At 69.2% G+C, this 26076-nt stretch carries 20 protein-coding genes and 2 pseudogenes; 6 read left to right on the forward strand and 16 right to left on the reverse strand.

The genetic code is table 11. The features are described 5' to 3' along the window. Positions 1-4079: tetratricopeptide repeat protein (locus tag AC16DP_RS41940; RefSeq protein ID WP_483957053.1), on the forward strand; the 4079-nt coding region annotated here is incomplete at its 5' end. A gap of 42 nt (positions 4080-4121) precedes the next feature. Here AC16DP_RS41940 and AC16DP_RS41945 read toward each other — a convergent pair. Continuing rightward, entirely contained in the window at positions 4122-5045 is a 924-nt protein-coding gene (locus AC16DP_RS41945; RefSeq protein WP_329732246.1) for a hypothetical protein, read from the reverse strand. Between the two features lie 244 nt (positions 5046-5289). Between AC16DP_RS41945 and AC16DP_RS41950 the strand changes: the two genes are divergently transcribed. Continuing rightward, positions 5290-7095, forward strand: coding sequence for an ATP-binding protein (locus AC16DP_RS41950; RefSeq protein ID WP_329732245.1), 1806 nt, complete (start codon positions 5290-5292; stop codon positions 7093-7095). A 178-nt stretch (positions 7096-7273) separates the two neighbouring features. Here AC16DP_RS41950 and AC16DP_RS41955 read toward each other — a convergent pair whose 3' ends face one another. Beyond that, a complete protein-coding gene (locus AC16DP_RS41955; RefSeq protein ID WP_329732244.1) occupies positions 7274-8485 on the reverse strand; it encodes a M12 family metallopeptidase in 1212 nt (403 codons plus the stop codon). Positions 8486-8696: 211 nt separating this feature from the next. On the opposite strand from AC16DP_RS41955, the pseudogene AC16DP_RS41960 reads away from it, so the two are divergent. The 4 genes and pseudogenes from AC16DP_RS41960 to AC16DP_RS41975 all read left to right on the forward strand — a co-directional run. Then, positions 8697-8753 (forward strand): annotated as a pseudogene (locus AC16DP_RS41960) (hypothetical protein); the annotation flags it as partial. Positions 8754-8835: 82 nt separating this feature from the next. After that, a complete protein-coding gene (locus AC16DP_RS41965) occupies positions 8836-9057 on the forward strand; it encodes an ATP-binding protein (RefSeq protein WP_329732243.1) in 222 nt (73 codons plus the stop codon). Between the two features lie 195 nt (positions 9058-9252). After that, entirely contained in the window at positions 9253-10710 is a 1458-nt protein-coding gene (gene sitA5, locus AC16DP_RS41970; protein WP_329732242.1) for a SitA5 family polymorphic toxin, read from the forward strand. After that, positions 10704-11060 (forward strand): DUF2019 domain-containing protein, encoded by a 357-nt coding sequence (locus AC16DP_RS41975; RefSeq protein ID WP_329732241.1) that lies wholly within the window; start codon positions 10704-10706, stop codon positions 11058-11060. Before sitA5 ends, AC16DP_RS41975 begins: the two co-directional genes overlap by 7 nt. A gap of 114 nt (positions 11061-11174) precedes the next feature. Here the strand turns inward: AC16DP_RS41975 and AC16DP_RS41980 are convergent. The 14 genes and pseudogenes from AC16DP_RS41980 to AC16DP_RS42045 all read right to left on the reverse strand — a co-directional run. Beyond that, positions 11175-11552 (reverse strand): annotated as a pseudogene (locus AC16DP_RS41980) (MBL fold metallo-hydrolase); the annotation flags it as partial. A gap of 416 nt (positions 11553-11968) precedes the next feature. Beyond that, a complete protein-coding gene (locus AC16DP_RS41985; RefSeq protein WP_329732240.1) occupies positions 11969-12619 on the reverse strand; it encodes a hypothetical protein in 651 nt (216 codons plus the stop codon). Continuing rightward, positions 12616-14526, reverse strand: coding sequence for a hypothetical protein (locus tag AC16DP_RS41990; RefSeq protein WP_329732239.1), 1911 nt, complete (start codon positions 14524-14526; stop codon positions 12616-12618). Before AC16DP_RS41990 ends, AC16DP_RS41985 begins: the two co-directional genes overlap by 4 nt. Further along, on the reverse strand, positions 14526-15368 hold the full coding sequence (locus AC16DP_RS41995; protein WP_329732238.1) for a hypothetical protein: 843 nt from the start codon (positions 15366-15368) through the stop codon (positions 14526-14528). The genes AC16DP_RS41990 and AC16DP_RS41995 overlap by 1 nt, the downstream gene beginning before the upstream one ends. Further along, a complete protein-coding gene (locus AC16DP_RS42000; protein WP_329732237.1) occupies positions 15358-17358 on the reverse strand; it encodes a hypothetical protein in 2001 nt (666 codons plus the stop codon). Before AC16DP_RS42000 ends, AC16DP_RS41995 begins: the two co-directional genes overlap by 11 nt. A gap of 15 nt (positions 17359-17373) precedes the next feature. Then, the gene (locus AC16DP_RS42005; RefSeq protein ID WP_329732236.1) at positions 17374-19251 is read right to left on the reverse strand and encodes a magnesium and cobalt transport protein CorA; all 1878 of its coding nucleotides are present in this window, start codon (positions 19249-19251) and stop codon (positions 17374-17376) included. Beyond that, positions 19251-19877, reverse strand: a complete 627-nt coding sequence (locus AC16DP_RS42010; RefSeq protein ID WP_329732235.1) for an OmpA/MotB family protein — start codon at positions 19875-19877, stop codon at positions 19251-19253. The genes AC16DP_RS42005 and AC16DP_RS42010 overlap by 1 nt, the downstream gene beginning before the upstream one ends. A 9-nt stretch (positions 19878-19886) precedes the next feature. Further along, on the reverse strand, positions 19887-20594 hold the full coding sequence (locus tag AC16DP_RS42015) for a MotA/TolQ/ExbB proton channel family protein (protein ID WP_329732234.1): 708 nt from the start codon (positions 20592-20594) through the stop codon (positions 19887-19889). A gap of 15 nt (positions 20595-20609) precedes the next feature. Next, positions 20610-21239, reverse strand: a complete 630-nt coding sequence (locus AC16DP_RS42020; RefSeq protein WP_329732233.1) for a tetratricopeptide repeat protein — start codon at positions 21237-21239, stop codon at positions 20610-20612. Then, positions 21236-22198 (reverse strand): hypothetical protein, encoded by a 963-nt coding sequence (locus AC16DP_RS42025; protein ID WP_329732232.1) that lies wholly within the window; start codon positions 22196-22198, stop codon positions 21236-21238. The genes AC16DP_RS42020 and AC16DP_RS42025 overlap by 4 nt, the downstream gene beginning before the upstream one ends. After that, complete coding sequence (locus tag AC16DP_RS42030; protein ID WP_329732231.1) at positions 22189-23394, reverse strand: hypothetical protein; 1206 nt, start codon at positions 23392-23394, stop codon at positions 22189-22191. The genes AC16DP_RS42025 and AC16DP_RS42030 overlap by 10 nt, the downstream gene beginning before the upstream one ends. Next, positions 23391-24035, reverse strand: a complete 645-nt coding sequence (locus tag AC16DP_RS42035; RefSeq protein WP_329732230.1) for a hypothetical protein — start codon at positions 24033-24035, stop codon at positions 23391-23393. The genes AC16DP_RS42030 and AC16DP_RS42035 overlap by 4 nt, the downstream gene beginning before the upstream one ends. Continuing rightward, complete coding sequence (locus AC16DP_RS42040) at positions 24032-24781, reverse strand: hypothetical protein (protein ID WP_329732229.1); 750 nt, start codon at positions 24779-24781, stop codon at positions 24032-24034. The genes AC16DP_RS42035 and AC16DP_RS42040 overlap by 4 nt, the downstream gene beginning before the upstream one ends. Before the next feature lie 206 nt (positions 24782-24987). After that, positions 24988-25968: an ACP S-malonyltransferase gene (locus tag AC16DP_RS42045; protein WP_329732228.1), complete on the reverse strand. Its 981-nt coding sequence runs from the start codon at positions 25966-25968 to the stop codon at positions 24988-24990. Between the last annotated feature and the right edge of the window lie 108 nt (positions 25969-26076).

Here is a 26076-nt window from a genome sequence, read left to right on the forward strand (position 1 = left end):
ACATCTACGAGACGCGCCAGCGCTTCGAGGAGCTCGCCGACGTGCTGCTCGCCTGGGTGGGCTGCATCAACGACGAGAGCGAGCTGGTGGCCATCAACCTGCGCCTGGCGGCCCTCTACGAGGAGGACCTCAAGCGCGAGGCGGACGCCATCACCCGCTACCAGACCATCCTCGCCCGCATCCCCGGCCACGCCGCCGCGCTCGCCGGCCTGGGCAAGCTCTTCTACCGCATGCGGAACTGGGAGGGCCTCGTCTCCGTCTTCGACGCCGAGACCGCCGCCACCCCGGATCCCAAGGAGAAGGCCGCGCGCATGTTCAAGGCGGCGGAGATCCTCGAGGAGCGGCTGGGCCGGCAGGAGGAGGCCATCCAGCGCTACAACACCTGCCTCCAGCTCCAGCCGGGCTACCTCCCCGCCCAGAAGGCCCTCACCCGCCTCTACGAGCGCCAGAGCCGCTTCGCCGAGCTGGTGGCCATGTACGAGCAGGATCTGCTCCAGACGCAGGACAGGGATCAGCTCATCACCACGCTCAACAAGGTCGCCGTCATCTACGAGGACCGGCTGAGCGATCTGGACCACGCCATCGAGTGCATGCGGCGCATCCTCGACCTGGCGTCGGACCACCTGCCCACCATCCGCAACCTGTCGCGGCTGCTGGAGCGCGCCGGGCGCTTCCAGGAGCTCATCACCAACCAGGAGCTGGAGGCCTCGCTGGTGGGAGACACCAAGCAGGTGCTCTCGCTCTACCACCGCAACGCGGAGATTCTGGACGAGCACCTGAAGGATCGCGCGGGCGCCATCGCCGCGTACGAGCGGGTGCTGACGCTCACGCCCTCGTACCTGCCGGCGCTCAAGGCGCTGGGCCGGCTGTACGCGCAGGAGGGCAAGTGGGATCTGCTCATCCGCATGTACCGGGCCGAGGCGGAGTTCGCCCCCACGGCCGAGACCGCCGCGTCGCTCATCTACAAGATCGGCGAGCTGTGCGAGCACCGGCTGAAGGACGAGCACCAGGCGGTGGCCTCCTACCAGGAGGTGCTGACGCTGGCGCCGAGCCACTTCCCGGCGCTGCGCGCGCTGGCGCGGCTCTACAAGGCGCAAGGCGCGTGGGAGAGCCTCATCGAGGTGCTGCGCGCCGAGGCCGCCAACCGGACGGATCCGATGGAGCGGGCCAACGCGCTCTACCACGCGGCCACCATCTGGGAGGATCAGCTCAAGCGGCCGGAGATGGCCATCGAGGTCTTCCAGGAGGTGCTGCGGATGGCGCCGGGCCACGCGGCCACGCTGCGCGCCCTGGAGCGGCTGTACCTGGCGGACGAGGACGTGAAGGAGCTGGTGGCGCTGCTGGACCGCGAGACGCAGATGGCCCAGACGCCGGGGGCCAAGGTGGCCGCGTACATGAAGCTGGCGCGGCTGTACCTGGACCATTTCCAGGAGCCCGCGCGCGCGGCCCAGTGCTGCGAGGCGGTGCTGGCGCTGGAGCCCGGCCACCTGTCGGCCCTCAAGACGCTGGAGCGCATCCGCGCGGGGGACCGGGCGCGCCGGGGCGAGCTGCGCCTGCGCCTGGCCGAGGTGGTGAAGGACGCGCGCCTGGGCACCGCCCTGCGGGTGAACGCCGCCACGGACCTGGACAAGGGCGCCGACGTGGAGGCCCTGCGCCGCGCCGTGGCGGAGAACCCGCGGGACGTGCGGCTCGCCTTCTACCTGGAGCGCGCCCTGCGCCAGACGGGCGACGCCGCCGGCCTGTCCGAGCTGTACATGCGCCGGCTCCAGGTGGTGGGTGACGAGCTGGAGCGCGTGGAGCTGATGCTGCGCTGCGCGGAGCTGGACGAGACGCGCCACAACAACCCCACCCGCGCCGAGCAGGCCTACCGCGCCGCGCTGCAGCTGCAGCCGCAGTGCCTGCCCGCGCTGCAGGGCCTGCGCCGCCTGCTGGCCCGCAGGGGTGACGCCGCCTCCGCCCGGCTGCTGCTGGAGAGCGAGGCCCGCGTCGTGAAGGATCCCCGCAGCGCCATCGAGGCCTTCGTCGCCGCGGCCCGGATCGCCGCGGGCCCGCTGCGGGACTCGGAGGGCGCCATCGCCCTGTACCGCCAGGCGCTGGAGAAGGATCCGCTGGACGCCCAGGCGACCGCGGGCCTGGAGGATCTGCTGGCCGCGCGCGGTGGCGCGGCGGACCTGGCCACGCTGCAGGAGCGTCGCGCCGAGGCCCGGCTGGCGCAGCAGGATCCCGCCTCGGCCGCGGCGGCCTTCTTCGGCGCGGCGAAGACGCACCTGTCCTCGCTGGGCAACCGCGCCCGCGCCCTGGAGCTGCTCGAGCGCGCCCTGTCCCTCCAGCCGGCCCTCCCGGAGGCCCTGGAGCTGCGCGGCCAGCTGCTGCTGGAGGAGCACCGGTACGCCGACGCCGCCGCGATGCTCGCCCAGCGCATCCCGCTCGGGGGCGAGCCGGCCCACGTGGCGAAGCTGCACCTGACGCTGGGCGCGCTGTACCAGGATCAGCTCTCCGAGCCGAGCCGCGCCGCCATCCACCTGCACGCCGCGCGCGAGGGCCTGCCGCGCAACACCGAGGTGCTGGAGCGCATGGCCGCCCTCTTCCAGCAGGTGCGCAACTGGCAGGGCGCCCTGGACTGCCTGCGCCGGCTGCTGGAGATGGACCTGCCCGTGGCCGAGCGCGCGCGCCACACCGTGACGCTGGCGCAGATCCACGAGCAGGGGCTGGGAGACGGCGCCTCCGCCTCCACGCTCTACCGCCAGGCGCTGGAGCTCACCCCGGGCGACGGCACGCTGGTGGACCGGCTGGTGGTGCTCTACGAGCGCGCCGGCAACCTGCTGGAGCTCTCGCAGATGCTCGAGGCCCAGGCCGCCCAGGCCCAGGCCACCGGGGACACGAAGCGCGCGGCCTCGCTGCGGCTCAAGGTGGCGGACCTGTACGCCGGCCCGCTGGAGGAGCCCACCCGCGCCATCACCTTGTACCGGCACATCGTCGACGCGGATCCGGCCAACGTCCCGGCCCGCTCGGCCCTGGCCACCCTGTACATGCGGGACGCGGCGGCCTCGCAGCTCGCCATCGAGGAGAACCGGCAGCTGCTGAAGCTGGAGCCCACCCGCGTGGAGAGCCTGCACGCGCTCTTCCGCCTGTGGGAGGGCACCCGGCAGACGGACAAGGCCTTCTGCGCCGCGGCCGTGCTGCACTTCCTGCGCTCGGCCAACGAGGCGGAGGCCACCTTCTACTCGGAGATGCGCAGCCGCCTGCCCACCGAGACGCAGGAGCGTCTGAGCGTGGCGGACGTGGACGCGGGGCTCATGCACCCCTCGGCCCGCGGGCCGCTGCTCGAGGTCATGCGCGCTGTGGGAGATCAGCTCAGCAAGCTGCACCCGGCCCAGTTCGAGCTGCTCGGGGTGGACCGCAAGACGGACAAGCTCAAGCCGGACCACGCCGTCTTCAAGGCGGTGCGCACCGTGGCGCAGGTGTTCGGCGTGGAGGAGTTCGAGGTGTACCAGGCCCGCCGCGGCCTCATCGGCCTGGAGACGACCGAGCCGCTGAGCATGTGCGTGGGCCAGGACGTGGTGCGCCGCTTCAACGCCCGCGAGCAGAAGTTCCTCTTCGGCCGCGCGGTGCTGGGCCTGCTCAACAAGACGGCGGTGCTCTCCAAGCTGTCGCGCGGCGAGACGCAGGACCTGTTCGGCAACTCCGTCCGCATCTTCGCCCCGCTGTTCACCGCGCTGGGCCGCAACAACGAGGAGCTGGTGCGGCAGTACCGCCGGGCCTACTCGCGCAAGGCGCTCAAGGCGCTGGAGCCGGCCGCCCTGGAGCTGGGCCCCCAGTCCCGGGTGGAGCTGGAGCCCGTGCTGGAGGGCATGGCGTTCTCCGCGGACCGCGCGGGCGTGCTGATGTGCGGCGACGTGTCGGTGGGCCTCACCATGGTGCTGCGCGAGGACCCCCACTTCGCCACCGCCCGCCTGGACAACGCCGAGCCCCTGCTGCAGGCCCTGCGCGAGCGCGCCGACCTGCAGCAGATCCTCACCTACGTGCTGTCCGACGACTTCCTGCGCCTGCGCCAGCGCGTCGCCCTGGCGCTGCCGTGAGCTGAAACCGACCCGAGATGAGGGGCACCCCCCTCCCGCCCCTCACCTCGGATCGACCTGCAACCCCTCCGGCGCGCGCTTCGGCGGCAACACCCGCTGGAGGGCGAGCAGCGCCTCGCTGTCCAGCGCCACTCCCGCGAAGACGGTGGGCGTCCACGCCCCCTGCCAGAACGCGGCCTGCGTCGGCGGCCCCTGGCGCCAGGCATCCTCCTTGCGGAAGTTGGCCCCGGCGTTGAGGTACAGCACCCACACCTTCAGCGTCAGCCCGGCGTAGACGTTGGCCGGAAAGCCATTGCCCCCCAATCCCGCCATGACGCCCAGGCTGAACGTCTGGTGGCGATCCCGGCTGTTGAAGTCCACGGGCAGGAACGCGACCGCGCCCAACACGTCCACCCGGGGCGCCTCCGTGCCCACCAGGCCCGGAGAGGCCCCACCGCCCCCCGGCCCGAGCTGGACGTCCTCGAGCCGCCGCAACCCCACGCCGCCTCCCACCATGAAGCGGAGGAGCTTCCGCTCGTTCCCGAGCTCCTCCAGCGCGTCCGCATGCTCCGCGGCCATGGACAACAGCTGCTCCTGCCGCGACACCGCCTCCCTCAGCTCCCTGTTCTTGTCATCCACCGCACGGACGAGCTTCGCCCGCTGCTCTTTCAGTTGCGTGGAAGTCTTTTCATCCGGTCTGATCTTCTCCAGTTGCGCATCCAGGGCCTCGCGCTCCTGGAGCAGGCGCGCGATCCGGCTGCTGTGTGAGGCGATCTGGTTGCGCAGATCGGTGACGACGAGCTCCGGGTGGACGATGACCGGAGGCGGAGCGGGAGCTGGCGCCGGAGCCACGGGCGCCGCGGGTGCGGCGGACACGGCCACGGGCTTGTTCTGCGCCAGGGCCGGCGCCGCCCAGAGGCAGAGCGCCCCCAGGACGCGGTGAATGGATTTCCACGATACGTGTTTTCCTCCATGTGTCGCGGCCATCGTCTCCCCCCTGAAACGTGAGCACCCGGCTCGGGCCGGAAAGGAGCGGGTCCTGCCCCCGCGCCTTCACCCGCACTGTGCACCAGGGGCGTGATTGGCGCGTGATGTGAGGCCTTGAAGCGGTGCTCCGAGGCGTGACTCCAGCGTGACAGCGGTGTGTCTCCGCGAGTGCACGGGGCTCAAACCATCCTTGCGGCCTGGCTCACGGAGCGTGAAGAATCCCAGCTTCTCTGGAGGGGGGTGTATGCCATCGGTTGCCACGCATATCGAGGTGCTTGGCCGTGCCCGGGTGAACTCGCCCCTGCATGGCGCGAGACACATGGAGCGCAAGGCGGCGGCGCTGGTGACGTACCTCGCCATCGAGGGCCCCACCGAGCGCAGCCGGCTCGCCAGCCTCCTGTGGCCGGATGCGCCCGACAGGAGCGCTCGCGTCAACCTGCGCCAGCTCCTGCGCAGGCTGCGGCTCACCCTGGGTGAAGACAGCCTCGCGGGAGATGATCCCGTCTGGCTTTGTGAGGGCATCCTCGTGGACGCCCGCGAGTACTCCAAGCTCCCCCCCTTCCAGGGCGAGCTGCTCGCCGGCTTCTCCTACGAAGACTGTGGAGAGCTGGAGGAGTGGCTCCGGATCCAACGGACCCGGTTCCACTCCCTGCAATGCCGTGCCGCCGAGGCCGAGGCCCTCCGCCTGGAGCAGGCCGGCCAGCTCGAGGCCGCGCTCGAGACGGTGCGGCGTCTGCTCCAGCTGCAGCCCACCTCCGAGCAGGCCTGGCAGACGGCGATCCGCCTCCACCTGCGGCTCGGGGATCGCTCCTCCGCCCTCCTGGCCTACCGCGACTGCCGGGAACAGCTCCACCGCGAGCTCGGCATCGATCCCTCCCCGGAGACCCGGGCGCTCGTCCAGGAGTTCGAGCGGCCCGCGGAGCAGGAGCGCCCCAGGCTCCGTGCGCCCGAGGAGCTCCCGCTCGCGATGCTCTCCCCTCTGGAGCTGGTCGGCCGCGACAACGAGTGGGCCGTCCTGGAAGAAGCCTGGGCCGCGGGCCGCCCCGTCTACGTGCTCGGCGAGGCGGGCATCGGCAAGACGCGGCTGGTCTCCGAGTTCTGCAGTGCCCAGGGCTCCTGGCTGCTCGTCGCCGCCCGGCCCGCGGATCCGTCCACGTCCTACGCCACGAGCGCCCGGGTGTCCCGCGCCGTGCTGGGGCTCGAGCCGGAACGGCCCCTGGAGCCCTGGGTGCGGCGGGAGATCGCCCGGCTCGTCCCGGAGCTGGAGCCCAGCGCACCGCCCCTGCCCTCCACCCCCGAGGAGAAAGCCCGGCTCGCCGAGGCGCTCGCCCGGTTGATCCGCACCCGCTGCGGGGAGATGTCGGCGCTGGTGCTCGACGACGCGCACCGCGCGGACGCGGCCAGCCTGGAGTTGCACCTGCGCGTGCAGGATCTGCTGCTGGAGCCGGAGCCCGGAGGTGAGGCACTTCGCCTGCTCACCTGCTTCCGCACGGGCGAGCTGGCCCCCGCGTTCGAGGAGCGGCTGCGCGAGCACCGGGAGGCGGGACTCGCGGCGTGGCTCCCGCTGGAGCCGCTGATGCTGTCGGCCGCGGGCGAGCTGCTCGCGCAGATGGGGGTGCCCCGGCTGGAGGCGATCGTTCCGCAGCTGGCGAGGTACACGGGCTGCAATCCGCTCTTCCTGATCGAAACGGTGCGGAGCCTGGTGGCGGCGGGCTTCGATGGAACCTTTCCCGCGGCACCGCCGCCGTCCGACCGCGTGACATGGATTGTCGAGCAGCGGCTCAAGCGGCTGTCCCCGGATGCGCTCCGGCTGGCACGCACCGTGGCGCTCGCGGGAGCGGACTTCAGCCTGGAGCTGGCCACGTGCGTGCTGGGGTTGCACGCCGATCAGCTCGCCGCGCCCTGGAAGGAGTTGGAGGAGGCGAAGGTGCTGCGCGGCGCCACCTTCACCCAGGGCGTGCTGCGCCGGGCTGTCATCGAGACGCTCCCCCAACCGGTGCGCGAGGCCGTCCTGCGGCGCATCTCCGCCTGTCTGCAACCCATGAAATGAGGGAAGGCCGCACCGCCCCCCCTGGTGACATGTGAGGTGCACAGGGTCTCTGGCATCGCCGTCCCCATCGAGCCCCCCTTCCGGGGCAGAGGAGCAAACGCCATGGGCCTTTCGAACGGCGAATGCCTCACGGGTCTGGCGAGGCGGCGGGAATCCACCCCGCCGCCACCGCGTCAGCTCACAGCACCTGGATGGTGAAGTTGGTGGAGGTCTGGCCGAACCAGGCCACGTTCTCCTTCAGCATGCGCCACTGGAAGTTGTAGACGCCCGGGGTGCTCGGCGCGCGCAGGTTCATGGTGATGTACGCCCACTGGCCCGTGTAGATGGTGCCCGGGAGCGCCACGCGGTGGGTGCCCCACGTGGAGTTGTCCTGCGGGTTCTGCGAGCCCAGCTTGTAGCCGGCCGCGATGCTCCAGGCCGTCGTGCCGGTGTTCTCGAAGATGGCCGTCACCGTGAACGTCTGGCCACGGGTGACCGACGTGGGCCGGTTCTGGAAGTCGATGAACTTCGCGTTGTCGTACGGCTTGTACAGATAGGCGAGGTTGCGCACGTCATACGCGACGAGTCCCGGGTGCAGGCTCTTGGGCGGCGCCACGGTGACGCCCGGCTTGAAGGCCGCGCGGCCGGCGAACTCGCCCTCCGAGTAGTGCATGATGGACTGCGTGTTGTACGGCTCGTTGGGCACCACGGGCTGATCGCACTGCGCCGCGATGTTCCCGTCGCTGGGCGCGTAGATGTAGAGGTAGGTGGCCTGCTCGCAGCGCTGGTGCTCGTGCCACAGGCCGATGGTGTGACCCAGCTCGTGCACACCCACCTGCCACAGGCTGTTCTGGAACCACAGGCGCTGCGCGTAGCCCTTGTAGCCCACCTCCGCGCGATCCGAGCCATACGTCAGCACCACGTACTTGCCGCCGTTGGTGCCCGCGACCAGGCGCACGCCCGTCTCGCCCGAGCGGCTGTTGAGATAGTCGATGGCCTGCTGGAGCACGCCGCGGGTGCCCGAGGGCATGCCGGCGTCCCACTGGTAATAGACGACGCCGCCCGGCCACATGCCGCCGTTGATGTACATGACCTGCGAGGAGACGTCCCCCGCCTGCGCGGAGACTCCGCCGCTCATGCGCCGCAGGGCCTCCTCGCGCGTGGTGGCGATGTCCTCGGCGCGGCCGAAGACCATGTCTCCCTGGACCGCGTAGCCGTCCTCCACGGTGTAGCGAACCTCCACGGTCTTGCCGTGGGCGGCGGGCACGTAGCCGACGCGCACCTCGCTGGACGCGGCCTTCGGCTGCTCGGTGTCCTCCGGCTGGCACGCCGTGGCGGTCAGCAACAGGGTGGAGGTCAGGAGGAACTTCGACAGCGACTTCAGCTGCTTCCAGAACGGAACGGAGGTCATGGGAAGAGTGCTCGGTGGCAAAGGGCTTTGGGTCGAAACGAGTGGGACCTGCAAATCGGGCATCCCATCGCCATGACGTTTGACCGGGAATTTCGTCCCATTTCCTCCAGCGGTGGGGAGTGGCGCCTTCAGCGCCACGCGTTGGCACTGAATTCGCAGATAGCCGCGGCCCACCTCCGAGCAGGCCTGGCAGACGGCGATCCGCCTCCACCTGCGGCTCGGCGACCGCTCCTCCGCCCTCCTCGCCTACCGAGACTGCTGGGAGCAGTTCCACCGGGACCTCGGCATCGCACCCTCTCCGGAGACCCGCGCGCTCGTTCAGGAGCTCGAACGGCCCGCCGAGCAGGACCGTGCTCATCCTCGACGACTTCGGTCTGGAGCCCTTGGGCGCCAGCGAGCGCAAGGAGTTGCTGGAGGGGCGCTATGGCGCCGGCGCCACCGTGGTGACCAGCCAGCTCGACCCGAAGGACTGGCACGCGGTGATTGGCAACACCACCCTGGCCAATGCCATCCTCGACCGGCTGGTGCACAACGCCCATCGGCTTGAGGCTCACGGGCGACCCGGTGCGTAGCCCGGGAGGGAACTTGACCCGGGCCAAGAAGGGGGTGAAGTGAACCCCGGCCAGTGTCGCTGACGCTCCGACTGTTCCGCTTGCTCCGAAACGAGCGTTCCACTTCGTCCGGAACGAGTGTTCCACATCACCGGAATACGCAAATCGACGGGGTTCAGCATCCAGACCGGGCGGTTCGCCTGGAGAGGCACACAGATGTCCAGGCATGCATTCGGTACTCGTCCCGTGGACACACAACGGCCCTTGCGCGTGGGGGCGCTGGCCCTGGCGGCGGTGATGCTGGTGACAGCGTGCGCCACGGGAGCCCCCTCCGGCGGAGGAGTGACGGCGTACCGTTACAGCCCGCCCACACCCGAGGGCTCCTCCGAGGCGTGGACGCTGGAGGAGGAAACCGACGAAGAGGACACAGGCGACGGCGAAGCCATCTTCTCCAATCTGCCCACGGACTTTCAGCCGGTGCGGGTCAGTGACTCCGAGCTCAACGCCGCTCTGACAACGTTTTGGCTCCAAGTCCCGCTGCGGGTGTCCGCCCCATGTCCCCCGTTGTACGTCGGCCGGAAGCTGGCGCTAGCCTCCGCGCCTTTGAGTGGCGAGGCGTGGCAATCAGACCTTGCGCAATCCTATGAGCGATTTTGCGAGCGGCGTGGCACTCCTGGCGACTGTCTAAGTTTGCTTGATGATGGGCCCCGCCTTCAAGCCAACGACAAGCGCAGCATTGCCCTTGCCCTGGCGGTGGGGCCTGCCCTGGAAGGAGTGGACGCGGAGGCGCGGGCCATGCTCAACCCCATGCGGGTGCTGGCTACTCTCAGCTTCACCATTACAGCACACATGGCGCTTTTGCTTGCACCGGAGCCAGTGACAAAGGGCATAGCCCTCGCGTTCTCCGTGCTCATGTGGGGCTATCTCGGATGGGAGTTCTTCGATCTGCTGCGGGCTTATGCACAGCTTTACGAGGATGCGCCGCGAGCCTCTACCTTTGCGGAACTGCGGGAGGTGGGAGACAGGTTCGGAAGAGTCATCGGCCCCAATAGCGTTCGAATTCTCGTCATGGTAGCGACGGCGGCGGTAGGTGAAACGGCGGTACTCATGTCGAAAGGGCCGAATCTGCCGGGCTTCGGGCAAGCCTCGCGCACGGTCGAGACAAACACCGGGCTCCGCCTGATGGATGCGGCAGCCGGGGCCGAGCGAGTCATTGTTTCCGTGAACGAGGGTACGATTCGTATTGTCTTACCAGTCAACGCGGTGTCAATGACTGCACGTAACGGGGGCGGCGAGCGCTCCGCGCTCAAGGCCATTGAATCCCCAAAGAGCGGCAGACTTCTCCCTGATGGTCATCGTGCCTTCCGTTCATTCAGAGCCTTCAAACGTCAGATGAGCAAGGCTGGGGAGGGCCAGGAGTGGCATCATCTTGTCGAGAAGCACAAGTTCAACATCAAACGCTTCGGTGCCGAGGCCATTCACAACACCGAGAACGTAATTCCATTGGATAAGGATCTGCACACGAGAGTGAGTGCGTTCTATTCCGCGAAGAACCCCTACATCACCAGCTCGAACAACTTGACGGTACGAGAGTGGATCAGAACGCAAAATTACGAGGCGCAGCGCTCGTTTGGATTGCTTGTCCTCAAGAAGCTCAGGAGCGGGGAATGGTGAGGAAACTAGAGAGGATCGTGGAGGAATTTGCGGAGAACGTGGCCGCACAAACAGATGCGATAATGAGAGGGGATGCCAAGACCGGCAACAAACACGCTAATCGTTACATCGCTGCGCTCGAAAAATTGCGGTCGGAGGGCGATGCCGGACGTGACGCCCTGTCCTTGCTACTAAAGCATCCGCGCCCGGATGTGCGCGTCGGTGCTGCTGCGTTCTTACTGCGTTACCGGACAGCAGAGGCAAAAGCAGTGCTCGAGGCAGCCGCTAGTGGGGGCGGAGTTGCGGCTATCAATGCGACCATGGTCCTGAAACATTGGGAGGAAGGAACATGGAACCTGGATCCTGAGTAGGACGCCGCGCGAACCTCGGGCCGGTGGGAGGCCGAGCCTCCTCCCAACGAGGAGGCAGAGGGCCTTCATCGTCACCAGCGCGCTGCTGACGTTGAAGTGACGCCAGACACTAAGCTGGATGTAGATGGACGCCCGGGGGAAGTACTTGAGGTGGCCCGTGTGGTCGTAGTGCACGTGGCTGAGGATGACCGAGCGGATGTCCTCCGGGCCCACGCCCAGGCGCTCCAGCTGGGGCAGCAGCTCGTGCTCGGGGAGGATGATCGGCGGCGCCACCCATCCGGGGCCCTGGAAGCGCTGGCGCCCCACTGGATCCTTCAGCCGCGCCGGATCCGTCCCCGTGTCGAAGAGCACCCAGCCGTGCGCCGTGTCCAACAGATACGCGCACACCGGCTCGCACAGGATGACGGTGGGATCCGCGCCCCGCAGAGACACGGACCGGGGGAGGACCTCATAACCACAGCGGAGGATGAACAGCCGGCGCACGTCGCTCATGCGCCCCGAGTCTCACCCGGACGGCGGCTCGAGTGCATCCGGCGCGTCGTCCGGAGGCGCCATCTCGTGTGCCACCAGCGCATAGGGGAAATCGAAGCTCCTCTCTTCATCCTCGGTAACCGGGGGGGTCAGAACCCGAGGAACTCGGTGTGGCAGCTCGTGACCCTCGAGAACCGCGACGTCTCTGGGCGATGCGCCGCAGCAGTGCCTCCCCCTGGGAACGAGGCGGCTGGCGGGCGAGGAACGCGGGCACCCTGGGCGGACTACCTGAACCGTACCGACGCGTCCCAGGGTGTCAACGCAGCGGCCACCGGCACCGGCACCGCGTGGACCCTGACCATGGTTCCCTGAGCCGGCGCGTGAGTCCAGGTGCTCCAGACTGGGAGAAGCCTTCCAGCAAGGCGCACCGAGGCTCGTCAGAACTCGATGACGATGCTGACCCGGCCGGGCAGGTCCTGCTTCTGCTCGGGCTTCAGCCGGTAGCCCGGGCTGGAGAGGACGCCCTGGACGCAGTCGCGTTGCTTCCCGCTCAGTTCGCCGCCCGTTCCCACGAGCTCGAGCGCATGGTCGGAGACGGAGCCGCTCGCGGCGTTCACCGCGGCCGTCCAGCGCAGGGCCCCGGGACGCTCGGTCCCACTGAAGCACTGCGCCAGACGCGGGCTGCGCGCCGCGACCTGAAGGCGGAAGTCGTCCAGCCAGCCCGGCGAGGTCTGCGCCTCGTTCTGGTAGCGCCCTCGCCGCTGGCGCTCCATGCGCTCGCTGGATGCCTTCGGCTTGCTCGCGGGCGGCACGGGCTTCTTCGGCGTCACCTCCGCCGGCACGGGCTTCACCTCCGGCTCCGGAGGCGGTACGGGCGGCGGCGGCGCGCACTCACAGCGCACCAGCATCGCCAGGAGCAGCAGCGCGGCGATCGTCACCGCTCGGCGAATACGCCTCCGCCTCTTCTCGCGTTGGACGACGGGGAGCTGCTCCACCCGCTCGCGTGCCGCCCGCTTCATGAGCGCCACCGAGCGGCTCAGCTCCTTCTTGCGCTGGCGCAGCTCGCGCCGAAGCTCCCTGGGGGTCATTCGGAGAGCCTCCACCCGAAAACGAGTGCGCCCTTCGCGTCCCGCCACTCCACCGGCTCGAGCACGATCGGCGTGAAGACGGACGGCGCCTCGGGCTCGGGCGGCCGGAAGGGCCATGGCAGCGGATCGGCCGGCGCCAGGCGGATGCTCCCGGCGAAGGTCGAGCGCGTGGGCGACAGCGCCCGCGCGTTCCCACTCACCGAGTCATCGAGGTGGCTCAGGCCATCGAGGATCGACTGGGTCCGCTCCATGAGCTCGCCGGCCGTCCGGCTCTGCGACTTCGCCGTCGTGGATTCGGCGCTCAGGGGCCGGAGCAGTTCGAGCACGCGCTCGAGCGTCGGAACGTTGGCCCGGCGCACGTCCGCATCTTCCACTTCGATGTTCTCAAGGAGCTGGCGCAGGAACCTCAGCACCGACGAGGGCTCCTCGCGGAGCGCATCGCGCAACCGCGCCGCCATCTCTCCCGGCTTGCCCTGCGACAGCGGCCGGAGCCGCTCGACCGTCGCGTCGAAGGAGCCACCGCGCCGGGCACTCCGGTCAATCCGCTCGAAGGAGCGAGCGTCCGCACGCAGCGCCGCGCGCCAGACCAGATCCTCGATGACCTGGTTGTACTCCTGCCGAGGAACCAGCGCCTTCAGCGTGGCGACGACCTCGTCGTTGGTCTCGTAACGGGAGAGCACGTACGACAGCCACCGCCGTGCGAGCCCCAGGGTGACGGCCGCCTCGCGCGAGGTCTCGGCCTGCTGCATGGCGTACGCGAAGGAGCGCAGGGACTCCTGCAGCGATCCCTCCTCCAGGAAGCCCACGCCCCGGTGCAGCGCGATGACGGCCCGCTCGCGGAACCCGGTGCTCTCATCGAGCTCGAGGAGGCTCTTGCCTCGTTCGCCCGAGGTCAGCGCACCGCGCGGCTCCGCCGACTCGCTCGCTCCCACGAAGCCGATCCAGGCCTCGAGCTCCTTCCCGTCCTTGCGGCGGATCAGCTCGTCGATGATCTCGAGCATGAGCTTCTGGAGCGCGGCTGGCTCCTTCGACAGCGGTTGCGCCCGGGCGAACAGGAACAGCCGCCGCTCCCGGCTCAGCGCCAGCCACTCCCCCGAGGTCCAGGTGAGGCTTCGGCGAAGGAACGCCGCCTGCGGCGAGTCCTCGGGAAAGGTCTCCAGCTTGCTCCGGAGCTCCGCCGCACCCGCCGCGGAGACACCGGCCACCCGGGCCTGCTGCGAGAGGTTCCGGGCGCTCTGACGCGCCTTGCGCGCCTCCAGGTCCGAGAGCAGCAGGTTGAGGTCGAAGATGCGCGCCTCCACCACCGACAGGTTCCGGACCTTCTCCCGCACCAGGGTGGCGCGAGACCTCGCCAGCAGATCCCGCAGGAGCCAGCCCGCGTTCAGTCGATCCTCGAGATCGAGGAACGGGGTCCATCCGAACCGAAGCGCCGTGAGGGCCGGCAGCAGGCAGTCGGTCCGGAAGAAGGTCACGGAACGCAGCTCCTCCGCCGAGAGCACGTCCCGCAGCGAGATGAGCCGCTGCTGGCGCCCGACCTCGAAGACGTCCCACGGCGCGGGCATCGAGGGCGGCGAGCCTCCGCCGAGCCCCTGGACGATCGTGTTGTGCAGCCCCAGCGGCCAGAGGCCCGCGCCCCCTCGATCGTCCTCCTCGAACCCGTCCTGGCACATCCCGAGGCTCCCGAGCGCCGCCCACACCACGGAGCGGAATTCAGGATCCTCTCGCGTGCGCTCGCCCTGCTGGAGAAGGCTGTTGCGAAGCAGCCACAGCTTGAGCACGTCCTCCGGACGATGGTCCCGGAGCGCGAGGCGCGCGTTGTAGAAGACCACGGTCTGCCTGGACGCCGTCTCCTCCGCGGCCGCGGCGCTCGACAACAGGCCAGCGATGATGACGGCGGCCCAGCGCATCAGAGTGTCCAGCCCACGGCGAGCGAGAGCTCCCACCAGAACCCCAGGCCCGTTCCGGTGACGAATCCCAACAGCGGCACGGCCATCATCGCCCGCGGCGACAGGAAACCGCCGGACCCGAAGTACACGTCCACGGAGAGCCCCGTGAGGAGGCCGTACCGGGCGGGGTCGATCTGCATGCCGCCCGGCCGCGAGGCCTCGAGCTGACCCAGCTCGTGGTCGGTGAGGCGCGGCGCGAGGAGCGAGGTGGCGACATCCTGGAACTTCATGCCGCCCATCGCCCCCGGGTAGAAGAGGTAGCGGAGGCCCGCGTTGGCCGAGAACACCAGCTCGGTCGCGGGGAAGAAGCCAGGCAGCGCGGTCACCACGCCCTCCGCCAGCGGGTACCCGACGTTGACGTCGAGCTCGATGCGGCTGGGGCGGCCGTATTGGCGGTACGGCGTGAGCGCCAGCTTGTCGGTGCTGTCGGTTCCCCAGGTGAACGCGCGGGAGAGGGCCACCTCCCCCATGAACTTCCCGAACGGCCTGCGCGCCATGAGGCCAAAGCGGGTGCTGCCGAAGTTGTTCCGCTCGAGGAGCTCGCTGCCGATCAGCCCGAGCCCCAGGGTGGACTTCCGCCAGTCGAAACGCACCGACTTCGAGGCCGCGCCGATCATCCGCTCGGTGAGCGTGTCGAGCGGCGCGCGGAAGCCCTCCAGCGTGTCGTCGGCCTTCTCGGGGCCCGCGGGGGGCGTTTCCGAGGACGTTTCCGGAGCCTGCGCTTCCGGGGGCTGCGCTTCCTCGGCCAGTACGGCGCGCGGCGACAACAGGAGGACGAAGAGGACGAGAAGGCTACGGATCATTCGGGAAGCCTCCGTCACCCGGCCGCGGGAACATCGGGCGATAGCACTGCATGCGGTAGGCGTCCCGGAACAGCGCATGGACGTTGTAGGTGACGCTCGTATCGAACGTCGGGTGATCGCAGAAGCGCGTGCACTGCGCCAGGATGTTGCCCACGGGGAACTCGCCCGTCGTCCACAACTGGCTTGCCCAGGTCTCCTCGTTGGAACTGCCGATTCCGAACGGCACGCTGAAACCGTAGGCCGTCACGGCCCCGGCGAGAGAGCTCTCGTAGCTCGCCTTCAACAGGAACGGGAAGTCCCAGAACAGCCCGAGCGCATACGCGGGCTGCGGGGCCGACTGGTGCAGCTCGGGAAGCTGCTCGAGCGCTGCCGGAGGCGTGCTCGGGGTGCGGAACACGATCTTCCGCTGGTCCGCGTCCGGGCAATAGGAGAACGCATCGCCCGGCTCCGCCGTGATGAGCTCGTTGTTGTAGAAGGTCGCGGTCCCGAAATCTCCCACCGGTACGTTCTCGGTGAGAGGCGTGTTCTCGGGAGCCCGGAACGACATCGAGGTCATCCTCCCCGCCTGGCTCTCCGAGTACTTCTCGATGAACCGGAGGTACTGCGCACGGGTCGTCAGGATGGGGATCTGATTGAAGCGGAACGGCCCGAGCTGGATGTCGGGGATCTCCGGCACCGCGGGGCAGGTGCTCGACGCCGCCGCGGGAACGTCGTCGAGATCATCGAACGAGAAGTTGGGGGGGCACCACAACACCAGCCGCCGGAGCTCCGGGCGCCCGACGGTGCGCGCCAGGCTGTCGTAGACGAAGGCACCGGTGACCCGTGGCGAGCTCTTGTCCCGCTCGAAGGGCAGAACCTTCTGGAGCGCCTCCTCGAGCACGGAGCCCAGCCGGCCCGTCGTGTCGTCGTGATGGAGCCCCAGCACGAGGACCATGTCCCGCCCCTGCATCCGCACTTCATCGATCCGCGTGCGGAGCCGGGCGGCGAGCTCGTCGGCGAACCCGCGAACGTTCCAGTCGTCGATGCAGAGTTCCGGAGCGTCCTCGAGGAAGAGGCGCTGCTCCTGCATCTTGTAATGCGGCGCGGAGATCGTCCTCCGGCACGGGCTCAACATGAACTTGATGGGAGTGTTCTCGGTGATGGGGCTGCGCAGCATCGGGAAGGCCGGGCGGACCTGCGGGTTCTTTCGCGCCAGCGCCACCGCCTCGAAGGTGCCCCGCTTTGCATCGATGACGGTCGCGCGCGCACAGACGACCGGGGACTCGGAGGCCGACAGCGGAAGCGTGCCCACGTCGAACACGGCCCGCTCGGTGGTCTCCACCGGTCCGAAGTCCAGTGGTGGCAGCGCTCCCGGACAGTCCGGAACCGAGCCGTAGCCGTATGGGTTCCCGCTGAAGTCCGCGGCGATGGCGCCGTGCCGCCGGCCGGAGATGGAGAAGTGGCGCCGCAGCCCGTACTTCTGCACCTCGTGGTTGCGCAGCGTGGGGAACTGGTGCCGGGCGCGCCATTGCACGTGCGTGTTGGTCTCGTCGAACACGCCGTACACCAGCAGGCTCCGGTTCGTGTGCGCGGGCCCCCTGCCGATGACGTTGAGGGCCACGCGCGCGTCCATCGTCATCTCGCCGGCACGGTGGTAGCGCAGCCGCAACTTCACCTCTCGCGGCGGCTCGCTCAGCGCCACGCTGGTGCTGCCGCACACGCTCTTGGGGCCGCAGTCGGCCGGAACGTGGGTGTGGACCGTGCTGAGCTGAGACAGCGGTGTCCAGGGCAGCTCGAAGTGATCGGTGCGGACCGTGAGCTCGAGCTGGCTGTCGGGCCCCAGCCCCTGCTCGGCGTTGGCCCGGTAGAAGACGAAGAGCGTGTCCTCCTCCTCGAACCAGGCCACGTCCGCGAGCGAGAAGCCCGCGTTGATGTCGACGATCGGCACCTTGTCGCAGGAGGCGATCGTGACGGCAGTGATCCCGATGAGCAGCAGGCGCGCGCGATCCATCCCGGTCCACCCCACCTAGGCGATGATCTCCGCGAAGGAGACCTTCCCTCGCGCGACCTGCTTCTTCACGGCGGAGATCAACTCGTTCTGGCCGCGCCGCGCGGCCCGGAGCTGCTCCTCGCGCGAGACGAACGACATGTTGGCGCGGATGGCGTTCTGCATCGCCGGTGCGAGCCGCGCGATGAAGCTCTCCTGCCACGCGGGCTGCTGCACCGAGGACCAGCCGGCCAGCCCCCGGACGTCGACGTCGAGCAGCATGTCCCTCTGGAGCTCGTCGGGCAGCTTGAGCAGCATGTCACCGTAGAGGATGTCCTGGTACCAGAGCGGCAGCGCCCCGCCGGAGCGCTCCAGCGTCCGCGCGAACAGCGCACCGCGCTCGGAGGACTCGATCAGCGGCAACAGCACCGAGAGCGCGCCCGCGGCGTCGAACGGGCGGCCCCGATCCAGGATGCCCTGAGCCGGAGGCGCCGGGGGAATCGGCTTCCCCGCGCGCGCGGCGTCGAGCACCTCGAACAGGTGGACCGTCTCCTCCTTCGAGATGCGGTTGGACGCGAGCAGCTCGTTGGCGATCCGCACCCGCAGCTCGGGTGGAAGGATCCGCGCCACGTCCTGCTGACAGTCGGTGGGCACGTGCCCGAACAGCAGCGCCCCATGACGGGGCGACAGGCTCTCGATCAGGTGCGCCACGCCGTTGGAGCCGAACTCCTCGCGCAGGCTGCGGTACACCTCGGCGTCGGCCTGGGCCATCAGCGTGGAGGAGATGGCGTGCTGGTTCAGCACGCGGAAGAACTCCGCGTCCGAGAGCAGCGCCTTCTCGTCCACCGTCTTCAAGTACCCGGCGAACTCCACCTTGCGCACGGCGAGCTCACCGTCCGAAGTGAAGGCCAGGGGCAGCCGATCTCCGAAGACGAAGATGGCCTTGGCCAACAGCTCGAACTCGCCGGCCTTCAGCCAGTCGCGCAGCAGCTCCACCACCACGCTCTCGTCCTTGGCCAGCTCGGCCTGGGCGATCCGGTCGTTCCACAGCCGCTGCTGGGCCGTGACGAACGCCGTCTCCACGTCCGCCTGGGAAGGCGCCGGGTCCACCTCGTCCGCGGTCGGCTCCTCGGCCTTCGGGGGCGTCCCGGCCTCCGGTGCCTTGTCGAGCGAACCCGCCGCGAGCTGCGCCGCCAGCGCCTTCTCCTCGAGCGTCTCGCGCCCGAGGCGGCGCAGGGCCCAGATGATGGTCAGCGCCGCCATCGTCAGCATGATCAGCGCGATCATCCACGAGAAGTGCGGAAGCAGGCTGACCCAGAGCTCCCGCAGCGCGACGTCGGCCTGCCACGTCACCGGCGCGGGCGGCTCTACCGGCGCCACCGGCTTCTCCTCGACCTCGGGGGCCGGAGGCTTCGGGGGCTCGGGCAGAGGCGGAGACTCACGCAGTCCCGGAGAGATCGGCTGGAGGATCTGCCGGCCGACCTTCACCTTGAGCCACCCCTTCGACAGCCGCTGCTCGAGGCGCCGGACCAGGGCCTGGACGTCCTGGGTGGAGACCGACTTCTCGTGGGTGAACTCGCACTGCGCCTGCGTCAGGTACTCCTGCGGCGGCACGCTGCCGGGGCCTTCGGTCTGGCCGAGCCCGGGCAGCGAGCTGGTGCGCGGCATGTCGACGGTGACGTGGTCGCGGTAGACACAGCCCTTGGAGAAGCAGCGCTCGGGGGCGCAGTCCTGGGCCAGCGCGAGATCGAACTGGCTCTCGAGCGTGCGCAGCTCCAGGAGCACGGGCGCGGGGACATGGCCCTGAGGCACCGGTGCCGGCGCTTCAGGGAGGCTGGTGCCGGCCGGGGGTTGGGTCTGGGCCTGCGCCACGGCGCTCAACGCGACCCAGGCGACGAGGACGGCGAAGCGGCTCATCAGTAGATCCTCACGACGACACGGCGATGCCGGGCCAGGCGCTCGTCTTCACTCAGGCCCTTCAGCAGTTGCTCGGGGAGCGGCTTCGTCTCGGCGTAGCCCTCGACGCGGATGCGCGAGCGGTTGATCCCCACCTCTTCCAGCCGCTGCCGCACCACGATGGCGCGCGCGCTGGAGAGCTCCCAGTTGCTCGCGAACAGTCCACCGCTCATGATCGGTGTCGAGTCGGTGTGCCCCTCGACCGCGAAGTTGTAGTTGGACGAGTACGGCGCGAGCTCCTTCAGCATCGACGCCACGGTCTCCTCGAACTCCGGCCGGATCTTCGCCTTCCCCGAGTCGAACACGAGCCCGGAGTTGAGCGACACCTCCAGCCCCGCCTCGGTCACCGTGGTGGTCACGAGGTTCTGCAGGTTCTTGGCGGCGATCTGCGCCTCGAGCTCCTGGCGGATGGACTCCAGGCTCGCCGGGCTCTGCTTGCCGGAGATGCTCTGGGCGATCTGCTGCATCTTCATCTTGCTGAGGTTCGCCGCGGTCAGCAGCACCACGAAGAACAGCAGCAGGTTGGTGATCAGATCGGCATAGCTGAGGAGCCAGCTCTCCTCATGCGCCGCTTTGCGTCTTTGCATGGCTCACCTTCACCGCTCGCCGCGGGAGACGATCTCGTTGACGCTCTTCTCGCACCGCTCGAGCAACCCCAGGCGGTCATCGAGCAGCCCGTTGAGGAAGGTCCCGATCGGCCCGGCCACACCGGCGCCGAACGCCACGCCGTACAGGGTCGCGAGCAGGGCCAGCGACATCGCCGCGCCGATGTTGAGGTTCTCCGAGCTCATGTTGCGGAAGAGCTGGATCATGCCGGTGATGGTGCCCACCATGCCGAACGCCGGCCCCAGCTTGGCGAGCATCTCCCAGTTGTGGATCGCCGGCTGCCACCGGCTGATCTCCTCGTGCCGCAGCTCGGTGAACGTCTTGCTGCTGGAGGCCTCGTTCGCCCGGTTGAGGATCAACTCCAGCATCTGCTTCACCGCGGGGAAGCGGCTGTTCGCGGCCAGATCGACCGCCTGGCTGCGCTTGCCGTCACGCCACAGCGCGGACAACTGCTCGCGCTCGGCCTCCATGGCCCGGGTGGTCCGGCTGAACAGCGCCAGGCCGGGGATCAGCTCACGCAGGCACAGGACGGTGCGCCACACGGTGGTGTGGCTGGAGCTCACCAGCACCGCCGAACACGACCCGACCAACACCATCACCATGGCGTGGGCGTCGAACGCGGAGATGACCGCGTTGCTGCGATCCTTGAACCCGTACCAGATGATGAAGCCCAACAACACGAAACCGATGATCTGCACGAGGTGCTTCTCCTGTTACTGCTGGCGCTGGAGCTCTTCGAGCTTCTTGCGGACGCCCGGCTCACTCTCGATGGCTTCGACCTGCTCGTAGATTTCGATGGCCTTCTCGCGCTCCCCCATCATCAGGAGCAGCGAGCCCTTGGCCCGAAGGAACTCGGGGTGCGACTTGTAGCGTGCCAACACGGTCTCACACCACTCCAAGGCCAGGTGGTAGTTGCCCTCGCGGGTGGCCTGCTCCATCAAGGTGCGCGCACGGGTGATGCTCACCTCCGCCGCCGCTTCGTCGATGCGCAGACCGCGCGCCCGGTAGGCCTCGATGAGCGATTTGTCCGCCGCGGAGGGCGGCGGTGGCACCACCCGGCTTGCGGGGAGCGTCTTCACGTCGCCGTTGCCCGCGCCGTGCTCGATGACGATGCGCTGACCCGTGGCCAGCATGGGCACGTCCACCTCGGTCATCAGGTTGCCGTCGTTCCAGCGGACCTTCATCACCGTGGTCGAGCCGAAGCCGAAGGGCCGCACCAGCGTCCCCTCCTCCTTGAGCGCCTCGGGCTTCTTCGGCGGCGGCTCGACCAGGTAATGGGTGTAGTTCCGCGTCGCGCAAGCGGAGGCCAGGAGCGGCAGCAGGAGGAGCAGGAATCGGTTCATGGCAGGAAGGGCAGCGCGGTGATGTTCATGAGGGAGATCCCGATGCCGACTCTCCCGTTGGTGGACGCGGTGAAGGTGACGCCGTAGTTCGAGCTGGCGATCGGCACGCGCAACACGAAGACGGCGGTCAGCAGCGGATCGAGGACCTGGGTGGGCTGGCCGCTGATGCCGCTGGCGATGGCCGTGGGCACGCTCAGCAGGACCTTCCCGCCGACCATGAGGTTCATCGCGTTGGGGATGACGCGGTAGTAGGAGCCGCCCACGCCCACCAGCGGATCGAAGATGGAGAGGGTCAAGCCGGCGAGGTTCGCGTTGGTGTCGCCCCACTGCTCCGCCCAATCCAGGGAGACGTGCTGGCCGGGGTACATCGTCACGTCGAGGAACGTGTGGGTGAGGCTGTCTCCCCGCGCGCGCCGCTCCAGCTCCTCGGTGAGGGTGAAGTTGCGGCGGGTGCGGGTCAGCTCGGTGAGCCTCGGGTCGAAGTTCTGCACGAACACGATGCGGCTGTTGTGCAGATCGATGATGCGCAACGAAACGCCCTCGGGCGTCTCGTCGAGCCAGATCGCCGCCCGGGCCGGCGGAGCCGTTCCCCGTGCGTTCTCGTCCAGCCGGATGATCTCCTCGGCGCCCAGCGTGGTCGTGAACTGCTCGAGCCGGCCCTCCTCCACGTACAGGCGCGACGTCATGCACGCCTCGCAGGAGCGGAGCGCGGCGGAGCCGAACACGCGAACCAGGGCCTGCAACGCGGCGGCCGGGTACCAGGCCCTCGACTCCTCGAAAGCCGGCGAGACACTCACCACGATGGCGGGGGTCACGTCCTTCAACGCGCTCCCGCCCTCCCCCAGGCGCAGGGTGAGGGTCTCCTCCACGCGGGCGAGCGCCTCGCGCGAGGTGTCACGCTGGGCGAGGGCCACGGCCGGCAGCAACACGGCGAGCAGTGCGAGTGGCTTCAGAAGCAAAACGTCACCTCCGCGCCCACCGTGTGGAACTTCAGGATGCCGAGCAGGTTCAGGTGGGTACCGATGGAGGGCGCGGTGTCGAGCGCTGGCGCGGACTCGAGGAACACCGAGGCCGCGATGCGGTTCCCGACGCGCAGCTCGAGCCCGATCGGAAACGCGGCGAAGGTGGCGTGGGGCTCGATGAGCAGCGACGGGATGTCGGAGAGGACATCCTCCAGGTTCAGCACCTCGCTCCGGAACACCCGCGCCCCCTGCCCGTGGATGGAGATCACGGAGCCGCCCAGGAAGAGGTAGAGATCCGGCTGGGTGAGCGAGGCGACCGAGCCGGTGAGCAGGCGGGAGATACGCGCCTGCCCCATGAAGCCCGTGTGCAGTTGGGGCATCCAGGTAACACCCAACGAGAAGGTACCGGTCCAGGCTCGCGCCTGGGTGAGCGCCACCTCGGCCCCGGCCTGGAGCCAGATGAAGGGCATCGCCGCGATGGGGCCCGCGCTGGGGGGCGAGGCGTAGCTCCGCACCGCGAAGCGCAACGGCACGGTGAACACGCCGCGGCCCTGCAGGGCATCGAGGTACTCCTTCCGCGCCTCGGCCGCGCTCTTGAGCTGGTCCCCCGAGCGCAGCAGCGCCGCCGACGACGTGGAGGTCGTGAGGGTCCGCGCGTGGATGATCGGAAGCGCCGGCTCTAGCGAGGTGATGCGGGCGCGCAGCACCAGCGCGCTGCCTTCCGCCTCGAAGTCGAGGAAGATCGCATGGCGCGCACCGGAGAGCGCCCCCGCGGCGGCCAGCGCTTCCGGCTGGTCCACCCCCCGGGAGACGATCGTCCCCTTCGCGCCCGAGTGCACCACCACCGCGGTGCACTGCGGGCAGTGCGCCAGGGTCACCCGGGTGCGCGGGTTCTTCACCACCAGCTCGGCGAAGTGGTTCTCGATCAGGGCGGCCAGTCCACTGCCGAAGCCCACCGGCACGGTGACATCGGCGAGCACCACCGGTGTCTCCAGCTCGAACACCGGCTGCCGCGTCCAGCCGTAGACGAGCTCGTCGAGCAGATCGTACGCCTGCAGCTGGATCTGCCCCGCCACCTCCGCGCGGAGCTTCTCCATCTGCGCCCGCTGCGCCTCGGCGACCTCCGGGGACACCCCCGCCCACGCCGGCGAGGAGACCAGCGCGAGCGTGAGGGCGAGAAGCGCCGGCCTCATCGCAGCCATCTCCACTCTCCCTTCAGACACAGCCCGGCGTGGAGCTGCGTCTCCCGTTCGTCGATCAGCATGATCCCCAGGAACGCGTCGTTCTCGCCGAGCGCACGTTGAGCGAAGTAGCGCTTGCACGCCAGCGGGTAGGCATCCTTCGGCGCCATCCGGCCGAGCACCACGATGTCGCCCGCGGCGAGGACCGGAACCTTGTCGGAGACCCTGCGTCCCTGCTCGGCGAGCTCGGTGCGCGCCGCCACCGAGATCTTCGCCGCCACCTCGGGCTGGGGATAGAAGGCGTCCACGTGCCAGGTGAGCCCACCCTGCCCCAGCGCGCTGGCGACCTCGGCGAGCTCTCCCACCGACTCGCGCAGCGAGGAGAGGATGACCTCGTCGCGCTCCGGCCGCTCTCCCTGGCTCATGATGCGCCGCGTGCAGACGAGCGCATCGGACTCCTGGTTCGCCAGGCGCGCGGGCGGCGCGGGGATCTCACCCGGGTGGAGCTCATGCGCCCGCTGCTGGCTCATGCGCGAGCAGTCGAGGTTGCGCGCCTCGGACTTGCCGTGCCAGATGCCGGGCGCGGGATCGTACGGGCGCCCCGAGGACACCGAGAGCTGCACCAGGAGCAGGACGAGCAGGGTCTCCATCACGGCACCGTACCCGTCTGGCGTGGGTCGCCCCCGCCCTGGGGACGAGGCTCGAAGGAGCGCAGCACGTCGGCCCGGACCCGCGCGTTGAAGGCGAGCTGGCTCAGCTGTGCGTAGAAGTCACGCGAGAAGTCCCGCGACGCCGCCTCGCCCGTGATCTCCTCCTCCGGCGGGCGCACGACGGCATCCAGCACCCAGTTCACGCCCCAGACTCCGGCGCCGAAGTACTCGATGAAGCGCGCCTTCAGGCTGTCGGAGGCGAGCACGAACCCGCTCGCGTCGCGAATGGTCACGTCCTGCGCGACGCTGTACTCCGTGACGGCCGGCACGATGGTGAGGGAGATGACCGTGAGGGCCCACAGCACGCCGCTGGACTCCTTGTGGAGGAGCCGCGACGTCAGATCGACGACCAGGTCGGGCGGGGTGCCGTCCTGGAAGCTCCGCGACGGCCTGCCACTTCGTGACACGTCGGTTTCGACCCGCGCGCCCTGGTTGCGGAACAGCGAACCGACCTTGCGGCAGAGGAGATCGGTGTCGCTCGCATTGAGGTAGTCCCCCGGAACGCAGCGCACGAGCAGGCGCATGCCCTCGAAGTTCGCGAGCTGCGGATCGACGATCGACGGGCGCTGCAAGGAGCTGAGCGGCTGGTACACGGTGGTGGTGACGCAGCCGGAGAGCAGCACGCCCAACAGCAGCACCCAGCCCGCTTCACTCGCCCTGCGCCCGGATTTCACAGCACGGCTTGTCATGTGGTCGACGACTTTATGCAACTGTTGCGCCGACGCCTATAGGAAGAACACCGAGGCGAGCTGTGCGCTTCAAGCGCAACGAGCCGTGACACGGATGTCACACGGGCCTTCATGGCCGGGCGCGACCCTATCAGAATCCTGAACCCGGCGAGACGTCTGCTCCGTTCCCTGGGCACATGCCGCTGGCCCCGCCCCTCGCGTGTACCTCATGCCGCCGCTTCCTCGGTGGCGGCCACCCGGGTATGCGCCAGCGCGGCCAGCGCTCCCGGGCCCTCCACCCCGTACACCTCGAAGTCCGACGCCGGCTCGAAGTTGCGGCGCACCAGCCCGCGCAGCACCTTGCCGGGCCCCACCTCGATGAAGGTGCGCGTGCCCGCCGCCATCATCCCGGACATCGTCCGCGTCCACAGCACCGGCTCGGCCATCTGCGCCAGCACCTGGCCGGCGATGCGCTCCGGGTCGGACTCCGTCTCTCCGGTGGTGTTGAGGTAGAGCGGGACGCGCGGCGGGCGGAAGTCGACCCGGCAGAGCGCATCCAGGAAGCGCTCGCGCGCCTCGTGCATCAGCGGGCTGTGCCAGGGGCAGCTCACCCGGAGCATCACCGGCTGGCCTCCCAGGCGCGAAGCCAACGAGGCCACCGCGTTCAGGGCCTCCACCTCTCCGGACAGCACCGTCTGCATGGGCGCGTTGTAGTTGGCCACTCGCAGGCTGTACCGGCCCCGCAGCGAGCCCACCAGCTCCTCGACGGCCACCGTGGTCAGCCCTCCCACGGCCAGCATGCCACCCGGGTGGCGCCGCGCGGCCTCGTCCATCAGCCGTCCGCGCACGGCCGCCAGGTAGAGGGTCTCCTCTTCCGTCAGGACTCCCGCGGCGCACAAGGCGGCGAACTCGCCCAGGCTGTGCCCCGCCACGCTGTCCGGCTCATGGCCCGCGTCCCTGAGCAGCGCCAGGCAACCCAGGGTGATGGCCGTCAGCGCCGGCTGGAGCACGTCCGTGCGCTCCAGCTCATCGCCCGGGCCCTCCCAGCAGAGCCGGGACAGGGGCAACCCGCTCACCTCCTCCGCCTGCTTCAGGATGCGCAGGGCCTGCGGAAAGGCACCGCACAGCTCCCGGCCCATTCCGATCCGCTGCGAGCCCTGTCCCGGAAGGAGCCAGGCCGTCAGGGTGGAGTTCTTCGACGCAGTCATCACATCTCCTCGCTCAAGGTCCGTTCAGGAAGAGCCTTTCAGCGGGGAATGTGACGGGCGATGGGCAGCGCCAGTGCAAGCAGGAGAAGCAGGCAGGCGCGGACTCCA

This window comes from Archangium sp., assembly GCF_057119385.1.